Below are 14391 nucleotides of genomic sequence, written 5' to 3'. Positions count from 1 at the left end.
GAAGTGAAGTTGCATATCAAAATATTAAATTTACGCGTAATAGCAATACAGGTATTGATTTAAACAGTCTGCTTTTATGTTACTTGTACAGGATTAATCCAGATAGGATTGAAAAGCTTGGGTTGAGCGCCCATATAAATCAGCATTGTTGAATAAGACTGAAATAGATTGTGCGCAGACAGATGTTGAAAGTTGTCGTATGATCATTGCAACTTTACAAAAACAAGCGCATCGCCACAAAGAATGAGGACAAGATGAATATTGCAGCAAATCCTATGGTTGAAGCCAGCCAAACTATCTATTTAAAAGACTATCAAAAACCTTCATTCTTGGTAGATGCTGTAGAGCTAGATATTCAAGTCTATGCAGATTACACCCAAGTGGGTGCAACATTGAAAATGCAGCGTCAGATTGCAGGCGATTTGGTGTTATTGGGCCGTGATTTAGAATTGAAATCTATTATTTTGAATGGCACGGAATTATCGGAAAGTGACTATCAATTAGATAGTGATCAGCTTCGCATTGCAAATGCACCTGATCAAGTCACGTTAGAAACCATCGTGATCATTCATCCTGAAAGCAATACGCAACTTGAAGGCTTATATCAGGCAAGTTCTGATTTATTTGTTACCCAAAACGAGCCTGAAGGTTTCCGTAAAATTACCTTCTATCCTGACCGCCCAGACGTATTGTCGGTATTTACCACACGTGTTGAAGCCGATAAAAAATATCCTGTGTTATTGGCAAACGGCAACTTGTTAGAAACAGGTGAAGCAGGCGAAGGTCGTCATTATGCGATTTGGCAAGACCCGACCAAAAAGCCAAGCTATTTATTTGCTTGTGTGATTGGCGATTTGGCAGTCATGAAAGACCATTATGTGACATCTGAAGGGCGTAATGTTGCACTGGAAATTTATGCAGAAGAAAAAGACATTCCAAAATGCAAAATTGCTATGCAAGCGTTAAAACATTCGATGCGTTGGGATGAAGAACACTATGGTCTGCCGTATGATTTAGATAATTATATGATTGTGGCGACCAGTGCCTTCAATATGGGCGCAATGGAAAATAAAGGTCTGAATATTTTCAATACGTCATGTGTATTGGCCGATGAAGAATACACCACCGATGCCGCAATTATGCGCGTACAGTCCGTGATTGCGCATGAATATTTTCATAATTGGACAGGTAATCGTATTACTTGCCGCGATTGGTTCCAGTTATGTTTAAAAGAAGGTTTAACAGTATTCCGTGACCAATCTTTCTCTGAAGATTTACAGTCTGCCGCAGTACAGCGTATTGATGATGTGGCGGTACTCAAAGCACACCAATTCCCCGAAGATTCTGGCCCGTTATCGCACCCGCCACGTCCAGATCATTTTGTAGAAATTAATAACTTCTATACCGCAACAGTCTATGAAAAAGGTGCGGAAATTAACCGCATGATGTCGACTTTACTCGGTAAAGAAAAATTCCGTAAAGGTAGTGATGAATATTTCCGTCGTCATGATGGACAAGCAGTCACGGTTGAAGATTGGGTCAATGCTTTAAGCGCAGGTTCAGGTGTCGATTTATCTAATTTCCTGACTTGGTACAATCAACCAGGTACACCAAAGCTTGAAGTGCAGGGCGAATACGATGCGACTAGACAGGTTTATCGCTTAAATTTAAAACAAAGTCTGAAAAGCAATGCCAAATATCCAAACTTAAAAGCATTGCCTATTCCTGTTGCATTGGCATTGTTCAATGCAGAAACAGGCGAGCAATATATTTTGCAGTCTGAAGCTTTGGTTGAAAACTCAGTAAAAGATGGTGTGTATTTGTTTGATCAGGCGCAAGCAAGTATTGAATTTAGTGGTGTAACATCACATCCCGTTGTTTCTTTATTGCGTAATTTTTCTGCACCTGTGAATTTGGAATTTAACTATTCAAATGATGAATTGGCATTTTTAATGCAGCACGAAACCAATGGTTTTAACCAGTGGCAGGCGACCCAGACGCTATTGGAACGTATTTTATTGGAAGAACATGCGGCAGATACTTATTTGCAAGCCATGAAAAATACAATACCAGCTTTAATTGAAAAAGATCCTTTGTTGGCATCGCGTATTTTTGATGTACCTTCCGAAAGCTATTTGGGCAGCCGCATAGATCAAAATTATCAACCTGAAAAAATTCAGCAACAACGCAATGCGTTGTTAGATACATTAGCGCGGGAACTTGGTGCACTCTGCAAAGAAACCTATTTAAGTCTTGATCCAGACATGCAGCTAGATTTCTCTCAAGCGATGGGAGTACGTGCGTTAAAAAATATCATGTTGGCATTCATGGCACGTCAGGGCGATGCCGAAGCGTTTGAGCTGGCACAGCAGCAATACTACGCCACTCGAAATATGTCTGAGCGTTTAGGGGCATTGCGTGTCTTGGTATGGAATGATGCGCCGCAGGCCAAAGCTACTTTGGAAGATTTTTATTCACGTTTTAAAAATGAAGCTTTGGCACTTGATCAGTGGTTTATGGTTCAAGCTTCACATCCAAAAGCGACTGCTGAAACCATTCAGGCATTAACTGCGCATCCTGATTATGATTTGGGCACACCAAACCGTATTCGTTCAGTCAGTGGAGGTTTAAATAGCAACCCTGTGAATACATGGAGTTTCGGTGTTCAGCATTTTATTGACTTAACCAAATATTTGGACGACAAAAACCCAATTGTAGGTTCGCGTTTATTGCAAGTATTGTCACGTTGGTACACCTTGGCAGAGCCACAGCGTAGTCAAGTACAAGCTGCATTGCTAAGTTTGCAGTCTGAAGTGAAATCTAGAAACGTGGTTGAAACCTTAAATAGTATGTTAGGGGTTTAAACTATAAAACTAAAAGCCATTTCATCCATTCGTTGAAATGGCTTTTTGTGGTAGGTATATATTAAAAACAAATTCTGCTTAGTCACAGCGAAGTTGATAAACCTTACTATAGTAGGTATTAATTTTGTTTAATTGAGCAAGTAATTTTTCATTAAATGTCGATTTTAGAGTTTACAATTTTTTAGTCCAATCAGCGTTTTATCCAAGTTTGTAAATCTGCTCCATATTCTTCACAAATAATATGTTTGCCTTCATTTGCAGAATAGTTCTCTTAATCTTGAAGCAAGAATTCATGCATTAGTATTGATGGATGCGAGTTCATCAAACATGCTTGGGGCTTGATGTATCGGTTGAGGTGGAGAACATCCGAAAGTGATTTAGCTACATATCAGAACGTAAAAAAGCTGCTTTACATTGACCCTAAGATTAAAAAATTAAAGTTTTGTTTTTAACGCTTACAAGCGTAAAATTTAAGAGTATAGTCATTTTTATAACCAGTGAAATGAGTTGAATGACAGTGTCTCGATTTTGTGGAGTTTGTCAGCTCGGCTGACTTGGGAAATGCATTTTTATGTGTTAGTTTAGATGAAAATGACTGTTTTTCTGCGCTGAATTTATGCAGATGCGTATCAAAAATCACGAAATTTGAGGCATAAAATGGTTAAACATTATGACTATTTGGTAATTGGGGCGGGAAGTGGTGGTATTGCATCGGTCAATCGAGCGGCGCAATATGGAAAAAAATGTGCATTAATTGAAGCTGCAAATTTAGGTGGGACCTGTGTCAATGTGGGGTGTGTGCCTAAAAAAGTGATGTGGTATTCAGCACAAATCGCTGATGCCATTCAAAAATATGGTCCAGATTATGGTTTTAACACTGAATTAAAATCACATGATTGGAATACCTTAATTCAAAATCGTCAAGCTTATATTCAGCGTATCCACGCATCGTATCAATCTGGTTTAGCTAAAAACAAAGTTGATGTGATTCAGGGTTTTGCTCATTTTGTAGATGAAAAAACAGTTCAAGTAAATCAGCAGCAATACACTGCAGATCACATTTTAATAGCGACAGGCACCGAGCCAACACTTCCAGACATTGAAGGGGCGGAACTAGGTATTGATTCAAACGGTTTTTTTGAATTGCAACAATTACCAAAACGCACGGCAATTGTTGGTTCTGGTTATATTGCTGTAGAGCTGGCTGGAGTTTTAAATGCGTTAGGCTCACAAGTCGGATTGTTTATTCGTAAGCAATTTCCGCTGCGTAGTTTAGATCAATTTTTAGGTGAAACATTACTTGAATGTATGCGAGATGAACATATCCAAGTGCATACTCAAGCCATTCCAAAGAAAGTTACGCGCCAAGCAGATCAGTCTTTGTTATTACATCTTGAAGATGGTTCACAGCACGAGATCGATTGCTTAATTTGGGCGGTTGGACGTAAACCGAATACACAAGCATTGAACTTGCCTGCTGCAAATGTGCAGATTGATGAAAAGGGATATATTGTTGTAGATCAATTCCAAAATACTAGCCAAGCGGGTATTTATGCGGTGGGCGATATTATTGGAAAAATTGAGCTGACACCAATTGCCGTTGCCGCAGGACGCAAATTGTCGGAACGCTTATTCAATAACAAACCAAATGAATATTTAGATTATCAAAATGTTGCCACGGTGGTCTTTAGTCATCCGCCTATTGGTACGGTGGGTTTAAGTGAAGCGCAAGCTATTGAACAGTTTGGGCAAGATCAGGTTAAAGTCTATCAATCCTCTTTTACCTCAATGTACACGGCTGTAACTCAGCATCGTCAAGTGTCTAAAATGAAATTGGTCTGCGTTGGTGATGAACAGAAAGTCGTGGGCGTGCATGGTATTGGCTATGGCATGGATGAAATTTTGCAAGGTTTCGCAGTCGCAGTCAAAATGGGCGCGACTAAGCAAGACTTTGATAATACTGTTGCAATTCATCCAACTGCTGCAGAAGAATTTGTGACCATGCGCTAATAGATAGCGTGGTCGCTCACAAAGAGTACGGGAAAAAAAACCATACTCTTTTTATTTTTGAATTTTGTAGATAAAAAAATCAGAAGATAAGCGTCAAACAGATTGTAGTTGCTCTCGTGATTTATTTAGCCTAATAAGAAACCCCACCGAAGTGGGCTTGTGCGATCAAACACCATCCATTGTGTTTGGGGGGAGATTATTTCACGAGAACGATTAAGGTTTGATTAAGAATTTTTTGTTTTATTAAGTTTATCTTTACAAATTTGTAGCTGATGCTGCAAAGACTTTAAATCTATGTTATAATGTAACTTGTACAATAAAAATATCTCTATTCTCTCGTAGTTATTCATCATCATGCTGTACTGCATTTATTTTCTATGCACTGCAAATTAAGTGTGATGAATGTTGTTGTATTAAAAAACTATGCTCAAAATTTAAATTGAGCTTAATTTGTAAGTTATAAATGAATTGGTGTAAATATTGAAAAAAATGCAAACAATGCTTGCGAAAGCAGTGAATGGTCGTGAAATTATGGTGTCTTTGGTGGCATCAAAGAAAAAGCAAAATACCCGTGATGGTTTTAAATGGGTCGAAGTCGGAAAACATGTGTTGTTGGAATGTGGTCAGGAAATTGAACTGAATTTAGATGGTCGCAGTTTTTATACCGATACGCATGAAATGTTCCGTTTACCGCATCGGGTTAATTAAGTTTTGGTCTGAAATGAATATTCAACCTAGCTAAACTGGATTGCATAATATGTAATTTAGAAAAGCTTTTAAAAGTTTTATCCAGAAAAATCCCGTTCATTGGCGAACGGGATTTTTTTATTTTATCTTTTACTGTGGCAGAGCACAGTTGGTAATGAATTAAACCTTAACAATCAAAACAGGAACAGGAGACTGAGTCAGTACGTTTTGGGCAACGCTACCGAGCATCATCTTTTTCACTCCAGTACGGCCATGCGAACCCATAATAATCAGGTCAGCACCAATTTCATTGGCAATTTGTACAATCCCTTCAGAGGCTGCAACACCGCGGATAATTTTGGTATCTACCGAAATACCTTCACGGCTAAAGGATTGCTGAATTTCAGCCAAACGATTTTGTGCATTTTGTTCAGCCTGCATGAAATAATCGGTAATTGCTGGTGCAACTTTGTAGAAGTCCACGCCTACAAAAGGATCAACTGCAATTACACTCATAATAGTAACAGGGCAATTTAGATCTTTTGCCAATGAAAGTGCTTGTTCGGCTGCAGCATAAGACATAGGTGACTCATCTACTGGAACAAGTAAGTGTTTATAAGTTGTCATGGCAAATCCTTATTAAAAATTTATGATGAAAATATGGCTTAAAATAGTGATTAAGCTTTAACTACAAGCACAGGTAATTCTGTATGACGTAATACGTCTGTGGCAAAGCTACCCAATAATAATTTTTGGAAACCTTTACGACCATGTGAACCCATCACAATCACATCAGCATTTAAGTCTTTCGCAGTTTTGATTACACCTTCAGCAGATACCAAACCCTCAACCACGCGAGTTTCTGCATTTACACCCACTGCTTTCGCAATTTCATCTGCTTCTTTTAATGCCTTTTGTGCATTGGCTGTCGCTTGCACAAAGTATTCTTTCATAATGGCAGATGAATAATTATAGTAAAAGTCAGAATCAGTAAATGGGTCTTCCGCAACAAGGCTAATTAAGGTGAGTTTACTGTTAAATACTTTGGCAATTTCAGCTGCATGTTTGACCGCTGAAAAAGAAATTTGTGAACCATCTACAGGGACTAAAATATTTTGGTACGACATGCGGGTAACTCCAGAAATTATGATTATTCGCCTTACACTTTATTGATAGCATATAGTCTATATAGGTTCAATTTAAAATCTGAAAAAAGATTGATAATTCATTTAATTACCCGCCAAATTTGCTGAAAGAAAAGATAAGCTGAAGATGATGAATTTACTCAACTCAACGGCAAAGCTATACGATAAAATAAGATGCTAAATTTGCAAAAATAAATAGACCTTCATAATTTAATTTTAAATTACTTGGGTTTGAATTGGGCGTATGAATCTTGAGGGAAATGTGGTTTGAAAATAATTTGGATGTTGCTGTGTTTTATGTTGTTAAGTGCTTGTCAAACCACGCAGCAGAACAGTCGAATCATTGCTAGTGCATTTAATCTCACCACAGGCTTGCAGCAGAAAATCATGGATCGCTATGCACCCAAAAATATACAAGTGCAACATGATATTGTGTATGCAACGCAGCCTAATTTGAGTTTTGACTTGTATCAAAACAGTCAATTGCAAGATTTAGCCGCACGCCCGACAATTGTCTGGATTCATGGTGGTGGCTGGATTGCGGGCTCAAAAGCACATGCACGTGGCTATTTTAAATTATTAGCCGCGCAGGGCTTTAATGTAATTGCAGTACAATATCAATTCGCCCCGCATGCAACTTATCCTACTCAGTTGCAACAAATTGATCAGGCTTTAAATTACATCACGCAACATGCAGAAAAGTATCAGCTTAATCCACAACAATTATATTTGGCAGGTGATTCTGCAGGGGCGAATTTAGCTAGCCATTATGCCGCATTATTGAGTAATCCTGCATTTGCACAGCAGTCTAATTTACAACCGACTATTCAGCACAAACAACTTAAAGGGCTGATTTTGCACTGCGGGATTTATGATCTAAAAGCGTTTGTTGAAACTGCGCCAGATGAAATGAATATCGTAGAGTGGGGTGTTTATAATTTGGTGCAGGCTTACACGGGAGATCGGAAACAGGACAGTGAATTTCTGAAGAATATTTCGCCTATTCAACATTTAACGGCAAACTATCCTGCGGTATTTATCAGTGGTGGTAAGAAAGACTTTTTAACAGAAACTCAATCTATGCCGATGCTGCATGCTTTACAGCAACAGCAGATTCCTGTGACGACAGCATTTTATCCAGATACAAAAGCATGGTTAATTCACGAATATCAATTTTTTATGCACCAAAAAGAAAGCCAGCAAACTTTTGCTAAAACAGTAGAATTTATCCGAAGCACAGCAGACCCTAATGTATCGCGCATACAATAAATCAATACGATGCTTCAGAAAAAGTGTTTTTTAACTGCTTAAGTTATTTAGCTTTTGCTTTGTTTAAACTTTAAAACTGCCAAAACCACACAACCAAAAATCAGTCCCCAAAATGCAGAACCAATACCAAAAAACTGCACCCCAGAAGCACTAAATAAAAAGGTCAATAAAGCGGCTTCACGCTCTGCAACGTGCTGAAAGGCGAGGGCGATGTTGTGTCCAATAGTGCCAAGCAGTGCAATTCCTGCCAAAGCAGTAATAAAAACAGCTGGGAATGACATCAACAAACTGGTGAGCGTTGCAGCAAAGATCCCCATCAAGATATAAAACAAACCGCAGCTAATTCCCGCAATATAGCGTTTACTGGCATCGGGATGCGATTGATCATCTAAGCTAATAGCAGCACTGATGGATGCGATATTGACACTAAAACATCCAAATGGCGCGAAAATCGCTTGTGCTGTGCCTGTCCAACCAATTAAGTGACGTACATTCGGGTTAAAGCCATAGCTTTTGATCATGGCAAGACCGGGCAAATATTGCGACGCCATATTAATGACAAACAAAGGCAGGGCTAAACCTAAAATAGCAGACCAACTTAATTCAGGTTGCATCCAAACTGGTTGTGCAATACTCGATTGCACACTCGGCATTTGAAATTGTAAGAAGATTGGGCATAACGCGACACCAATCAATACAGTTAAAACAATGCTATAACGTGGGCTAAATCGTTTTGCCAATACATAAGCCGCCAATAAAGACAAAATAAATGCCCATGCTTCTTGCAGACTGGTAAATAGGGCAATTCCAAATTTAAGCAGCACACCTGCCAACATGGCGCTGGTTAAACTCTGTGGAATATAAGTCAGTACCTTTTCAAAAATACCTAAAAAGCCAAGCACTGCTGTGAGTACGCCACAAAATAAAAATGCGCCAATTGCTTCGTGTAAGCTATAACCGCTGCCCGTGGCGATAATCAGTGCCAAGCCTGCGGTAGACCATGAGGTCGCCACAGGATATTTAAATTTCCAAGATAAAATCAGCCCGCTTAGACCAATACCTAAACCCAACGCCCAAAACCAAGAGCTGATTTGCTCAGCACTTGCGCCTAAAATTTGTGCTGCCTGAATGACTAAAACCGCGGAAACACTAATACCGACCAAGAAGGTAATAAAACCTGCAAATACTGCAGGCACAGAGAAGTCATTTAAAAGTTTTTGCATGCTTTCTTAGACATATTTTCTATAATTTATGAACAGATCATACACATTTGAACAAATAGTCAAAAGTGTTTTTTATACTTTTTTTATAGCGTTGAGCTTGCCAGTCTAAAGCCAAAACCGCAGAACAAAATACCAATGCTTGCAACGCAAATGGCTGCAATTTTATAGCGTTGATTGAAATAACTGGCTAATTTGACTCCTGAAAAAATCAAGATAGATAAATAACCCATGCTAATGATTTGTAGGACGATGGCTAAAACAGCAAAGCTCAGCATCGGGTAGGTGTAATCAGGATTGACGAATTGCACAAAAAAAGACAAATAAAACAAAATTGCTTTTGGGTTAATAACGCTAATCATTAAAGCAGTTCGGTAGGGATGAACCCGTTCAGTTGTATTGCTCGTTGCTGTTGTAGAAAGATTGGCGTGCGAAGTTCTGGTTTGTGGAAACAATGTTTTATAGGCTGCAATCAGTAGTTTAATACCTAAATAGCCTAAGTAGAGCGCACCAACTACTTTTAATAAGGTGAATAGCCATGGAAAAGCATGCAATAATGAGGCTGCCCCTAAAATGGTGCACACAATTAAAATCAGATCACCCGTAAATACACCGAAAGCAGCTGCATAGCCTGTGCGTATCCCAAAGCGTGAAGCCACTGACATGACATAGAGTGAGTTTGGGCCAGGCAAGAGCACAATTAAGGTTGTGCCAATTATAAAAGTGCTGAGGTCACTAATACCAAACACGCAAACTCACCTAAATAAAAACCGATGTTGCAGTATAACAACATCGGTTTTGTGGCTTAGTAAAAATTTTGGAATTTTACTGGGATAGGTTAAAGCTTAAGCTTTAATCTCTGCATCTAAGCCGAAAGACTGGCGTAATAGGGTGGCAAGTTGCTCACGCGCTTTAATAAAGCCATCAATGCCGCCTTGCAACAATTGGAACGCCATCAAATCTGCCTCAAGTTGCGCTTTGAATTGTTCCTTTTCAATTGCTGCCAAAGGTTCAGCCTGAACTTGAATATCATTGCTTGATAGTGCTGCAGCGACTTCTCGTTCATCAGCTTCAAGTTCTGCCAATAAATTGGGTGCAACGGTCAATAAATCACAACCTGCTAAAGCCAAAACCTGATCAATACTACGGAAACTCGCGCCCATAATTTCAGTTTGTACTTGGTGCTGTTTATAGAATTGATAAATTTTCTTCACCGAAAGTACACCCGGATCTTTTTCAATAGGGTAGTACATGACATTTTCAGCTTTTTTATACCAATCTAAAATTCGACCCACAAATGGCGAAATCAACGTCACTTTGGCATCTGCACAAGCATGTGCCTGATGTAAACCAAACAACAAGGTTAAATTGGTGTGAATGCCTTCAGCTTCCAACACTTTCGCCGCTTGAATGCCTTCCCATGTCGATGCAATCTTAATCAAAATGCGGTCTGAATGAACACCATAAGCTTGGTACAGCGCTAAAAGTTCTTTGGCTTTGGCAATGGTCGCATCAGTGTCATAAGACAAAGAGGCATCCACCTCAGTCGAAACACGACCTTCAATCAGCTTTAAAATTTCTACCCCAAATTTGACCGTTAAAATATCAATGCTGCGCTCAACCAATAGATCATTTGTATAACCTTCAGCTTTGGCTTGCTCAAATGCAGCTTCAATCAACGCTTTATTTTCAGGTTGATTTGCAGCCGCCGTAATGAGTGATGGGTTGGTGGTCGCATCCAAAGGACGAAACTTTTCAATCGCAGCCAAGTCACTACTATCTGCAACAATAGTGGTTAAGTTTTTTAGTTGATTTAAAGCTGTCTGTGTCATTCGAGATCTAGTTCTTAGGTTATTGCTTATACATTCAGTTATATCACAAACAGCTTTTAACCCAAGTACCAAGTAAGAGGGTTTGTGGATTATTTACCAGTTTTTCTCAGATTTCGGACGTGATTAATCAAAAAATGAGCAGCAGCGCCCAATTGATGTTCTCGGCTCCAGACCAAATCGACAAAATATTCAAATTTTGGGGTGAAATCTAGCAGCTGTAAAATTTTTAATTCGTGTTGTAGTTCAGGATGTTCATTCAGCATTTCCAAGGGCAAGACACCCCAGCCTAAACCCTGCTTAATCATACTGCAGGCAGAATGATGATTATCGGTACGCCAATAGTGCTTAGAAAATAACAACTCGGGTTTAATCTGCCGATCACGGCTTGCTACTACAATTTGCCGATTTTGTAAAATCTGTTCAAAACTAACTTGTTCTGATTCGGCCAGCGGTGAATGTCGGGCTGCGACAGGCACTAAAACTTCACGTTTTAATTCCACAAATTGTTCACTGTTTTGCAATTGCTCGCGTTCAAACATAAACGCTAGGTCTGCTGCTTGAGTCATCAGTAAATGTAACGCATCTTCTTGTGGTGCAGAGAAAATATTGATCTGCAATTCAGGAAATTGCTGTTCTAGCAGCACAATATAATCTGTCCAGCGAGTGTGTAGTAATTCAGATACCACCACAATATTTAAGTGTGCTTCCAGCCCAGAACTGAGTGCAAAAGCATGCTGTTTCCACTGCTTCATTTCTATGAGCAGTTGTTTACTTTTTTCGTAAAGACTCTGTGCTTGTGGGGTAGGCAGAGGTTCACGCCCAACCCGTTCAAACAGTTTTAAGTCTAAATCAATTTCTAAATTGGCAATTGACATACTAATTGCCGAAGGCACTTTGCCCAATTGACGTGCAGCTGCAGAAAAAGAACCCGTTTCCATGACGGTGATAAAAATAATCAGCTGATCTTGATTGATATTCATGACAGAGGTTGGCTTTTATCTTTCAATATTATTGATGGATTCTAACTCGATTAGTCAATTAAGTGAAAATAAAATAAGCGGGGAAGGATAAGTATTTGAGTAAGCAGATGTTGATTTCCAAAAGAAGATGGGTACATGCCCTGAGTTATGAAGTGATTTTATTGGTCATCATTGCTTTGGCATTAAGTTATGTGTTTGAAATGCCAATGCAAGTGACAGGTGGTCTAGGCATTGCGATGGCGGTGACATCGGTGCTGTGGAATATGTTTTTCAATCACTATTTTGAAAAGTTTGAAGCGCAACACCAATTACGCAGAACTTTTAAAATCCGCGTTTTACATGCAATCGGTTTTGAAGGTGGCTTAATGCTCGCCACTATTCCCATGGTGGCGTATGCCTTAGAAATATCTCTGCTGCAGGCAATTTTGATTGATTTGCTGATGACGCTCAGCATTTTGCTCTATACCTTTATTTTTCAATATTGTTATGACCATATTGAAGCGAAACTGGGTTATGCCCCGCAACATTCAGTCAGATAAAGCGCTAGTAGCTAATTAAAAGTTGGCTGCTATAAATTTAGGGTTATAAAAAAGCCACCTGAATGAATCAAGTGGCTTTTATTGCTATCTAAATTGGAACTAGGCAGAATTATTTTTCAATAATGGCTGTTACACCTTGACCGCCTGCTGCACAGATTGACACCAATACGCGACCTGAACCTTTTTGATTCAGAAGTTTCGCCGCAGTGGCAATAATACGTCCGCCTGTTGCTGCAAATGGGTGACCTGCTGCCAAAGATGAACCTTTGACGTTCAGCTTGCTACGATCAATTGATCCTAAAGGTGCATCTAAACCTAAACGCTCTTTACAGAAGTTCGGATCTTCCCATGCTTTTAAGGTCGACAAGACTTGTGAAGCAAATGCTTCGTGAATTTCGTAATAGTCGAAGTCTTGTAATGTTAAACCAGCACGTTCAAGCATACGTGGGACAGCGTATGCAGGCGCCATCAACAAACCTTCTTTTTTACCTACAAAATCAACTGCGGCAGTTTCTTGGAAAGTCAAATATGCCAAGACTTCATGACCATTGGCTTTTGCCCATTCTTCAGAGGCAAGTAATACGCAAGATGCACCATCGGTTAGTGGAGTCGAGTTACCCGCCGTCATAGTGCGCGCGTCGCCTTTACCAAAAGCAGGTTTTAACTTCGCTAGTTTTTCTACAGTAGAATCTGCACGTAAGTTATTGTCACGTTCTAAACCTAAGAATGGCGTGATGAGATCATCAAAGAAACCTTCGTCATAGGCAGCTGCCATTTTTTGGTGAGATGAAGCTGCTAACTCATCCTGCGCTTCACGAGAGATGCCCCATTCCAACGTAGTAATGGCTTGGTGGTCGCCCATTGATAAACCTGTGCGTGGTTCACCGTTACGTGGCGCATCCATTAAATCTTTAATGTTGATTTTGGTTAATGCTTTTAAGCGGTCTTTACCTGTTTTTGCAATGTTCAATTCAAGCAATGCTTTACGCAAACCATCGCCAAATGCGATTGGCGCGTCAGAAGTCGTATCTACACCGCCTGCAACACCAACCTCGATTTGACCCAGTGCAATTTTATTCGCAACTAAAAAAGCAGCCTGCAAGCCAGTACCACATGCTTGTTGTATATCGTAAGCTGGTGTTTCAGGAGCAAGGGCAGTATTGAGTACGCACTCACGAGTCATGTTAAAGTCACGGCTGTGTTTGAGCACTGCACCTGCAACAACTTCACCCAAACGCTGACCTTGTAAGTTGAATCGTTCAACAAGACCATTTAATGCTGCTGTAAACATATCTGTATTAGATGCAGTAAAGTAAGCGCCATTAGAACGTGCGAATGGAATACGGTTACCACCGATAATAGCAACGCGGCGAACAGTGTTTTGGCTCATAATTTTATCCTGTTGAACAGAGGTATTGGTATTAGATGGTGCTTTTGTTTGCGTTGAAGCAGTTGTTTTAGCACGGCTAGTCGTGCGGGTACGTGTAGTTTTTGTCGTACTCGTGTTGGAACGGGTTGCAGTGTTGCTACTTTTGCTTGTACGTTTAGCAGTTGATGTATTTGACACAGAATCCGTTGCAGAATTTTCCACTGCTGGATTTTCTTGAGTTGTTTTGCTCATAAGGCTTTTCCAAGCATGTTAAGGGTCTACTTGATGCGTACATTAGCACAATAGTATGACAGCTGAATTGACTACAATGACATTGCAGAATGCATTCAGGTCAAGACATCTCATAATTAACTCAAGTATGATTTAGCACAAACGGGTAACGCTATTGAAATGTGGGCATTTGGCATCATATTGATGTTAAAAGATATCGTGTAATCCATCAAAAAATGAATTTA

Annotated in this window: 12 protein-coding genes; 5 read left to right on the top strand and 7 right to left on the bottom strand. The window is 39.6% G+C overall.

Annotation, left to right across the window (positions count from 1 at the left end; genetic code table 11):
• Window positions 1-254 precede the first annotated feature (254 nt).
• The 3 genes from pepN to C3Y93_RS03640 all read left to right on the top strand — a co-directional run bounded on the left by pepN (window position 255) and on the right by C3Y93_RS03640 (window position 5582).
• Window positions 255-2864 (top strand): aminopeptidase N, encoded by a 2610-nt coding sequence (pepN, locus tag C3Y93_RS03650; protein ID WP_104852110.1) that lies wholly within the window; start codon window positions 255-257, stop codon window positions 2862-2864.
• A gap of 657 nt (window positions 2865-3521) precedes the next feature.
• Window positions 3522-4874 (top strand): glutathione-disulfide reductase, encoded by a 1353-nt coding sequence (gorA, locus tag C3Y93_RS03645; protein WP_104852109.1) that lies wholly within the window; start codon window positions 3522-3524, stop codon window positions 4872-4874.
• 489 nt (window positions 4875-5363) lie between these two features.
• Window positions 5364-5582 (top strand): hypothetical protein, encoded by a 219-nt coding sequence (locus tag C3Y93_RS03640; RefSeq protein WP_004973244.1) that lies wholly within the window; start codon window positions 5364-5366, stop codon window positions 5580-5582.
• A gap of 159 nt (window positions 5583-5741) precedes the next feature.
• Here the strand turns inward: C3Y93_RS03640 and C3Y93_RS03635 are convergent, their stop codons facing one another.
• Both C3Y93_RS03635 and C3Y93_RS03630 read right to left on the bottom strand, forming a co-directional pair.
• The gene (locus C3Y93_RS03635) at window positions 5742-6188 is read right to left on the bottom strand and encodes a universal stress protein (protein ID WP_004973247.1); all 447 of its coding nucleotides are present in this window, start codon (window positions 6186-6188) and stop codon (window positions 5742-5744) included.
• 50 nt (window positions 6189-6238) lie between these two features.
• Window positions 6239-6688, bottom strand: coding sequence for a universal stress protein (locus C3Y93_RS03630; RefSeq protein WP_004973248.1), 450 nt, complete (start codon window positions 6686-6688; stop codon window positions 6239-6241).
• Window positions 6689-7003: 315 nt separating this feature from the next.
• On the opposite strand from C3Y93_RS03630, the gene C3Y93_RS03625 reads away from it, so the two are divergent.
• Complete coding sequence (locus tag C3Y93_RS03625) at window positions 7004-7975, top strand: alpha/beta hydrolase (RefSeq protein ID WP_104852108.1); 972 nt, start codon at window positions 7004-7006, stop codon at window positions 7973-7975.
• A gap of 47 nt (window positions 7976-8022) precedes the next feature.
• Here the strand turns inward: C3Y93_RS03625 and C3Y93_RS03620 are convergent, their stop codons facing one another.
• From C3Y93_RS03620 to C3Y93_RS03605, 4 genes are all read right to left on the bottom strand, one after another.
• Window positions 8023-9198: a benzoate/H(+) symporter BenE family transporter gene (locus C3Y93_RS03620; protein ID WP_104852107.1), complete on the bottom strand. Its 1176-nt coding sequence runs from the start codon at window positions 9196-9198 to the stop codon at window positions 8023-8025.
• Window positions 9199-9281: 83 nt separating this feature from the next.
• Window positions 9282-9944, bottom strand: a complete 663-nt coding sequence (gene leuE / locus C3Y93_RS03615; protein ID WP_104852106.1) for a leucine efflux protein LeuE — start codon at window positions 9942-9944, stop codon at window positions 9282-9284.
• A gap of 96 nt (window positions 9945-10040) precedes the next feature.
• Entirely contained in the window at window positions 10041-11027 is a 987-nt protein-coding gene (gene tal / locus C3Y93_RS03610) for a transaldolase (protein ID WP_104852105.1), read from the bottom strand.
• A gap of 89 nt (window positions 11028-11116) precedes the next feature.
• Complete coding sequence (locus C3Y93_RS03605; protein WP_104852104.1) at window positions 11117-12007, bottom strand: LysR family transcriptional regulator; 891 nt, start codon at window positions 12005-12007, stop codon at window positions 11117-11119.
• A 107-nt stretch (window positions 12008-12114) separates the two neighbouring features.
• Between C3Y93_RS03605 and aceI the strand changes: the two genes are divergently transcribed.
• The gene (gene aceI, locus C3Y93_RS03600; protein ID WP_104852103.1) at window positions 12115-12546 is read left to right on the top strand and encodes a chlorhexidine efflux PACE transporter AceI; all 432 of its coding nucleotides are present in this window, start codon (window positions 12115-12117) and stop codon (window positions 12544-12546) included.
• 109 nt (window positions 12547-12655) lie between these two features.
• Here the strand turns inward: aceI and C3Y93_RS03595 are convergent, their stop codons facing one another.
• Window positions 12656-14167, bottom strand: a complete 1512-nt coding sequence (locus C3Y93_RS03595) for an acetyl-CoA C-acetyltransferase (RefSeq protein WP_104852102.1) — start codon at window positions 14165-14167, stop codon at window positions 12656-12658.
• Window positions 14168-14391 lie beyond the last annotated feature (224 nt).

The organism is Acinetobacter sp. SWBY1, from assembly GCF_002946595.1.
Classification (GTDB): Bacteria; Pseudomonadota; Gammaproteobacteria; order Pseudomonadales; family Moraxellaceae; genus Acinetobacter; species Acinetobacter towneri.
The sequence above is the reverse complement of the archived record's forward strand: the minus strand, read 5'-3'. Positions and strand labels throughout refer to the sequence as shown.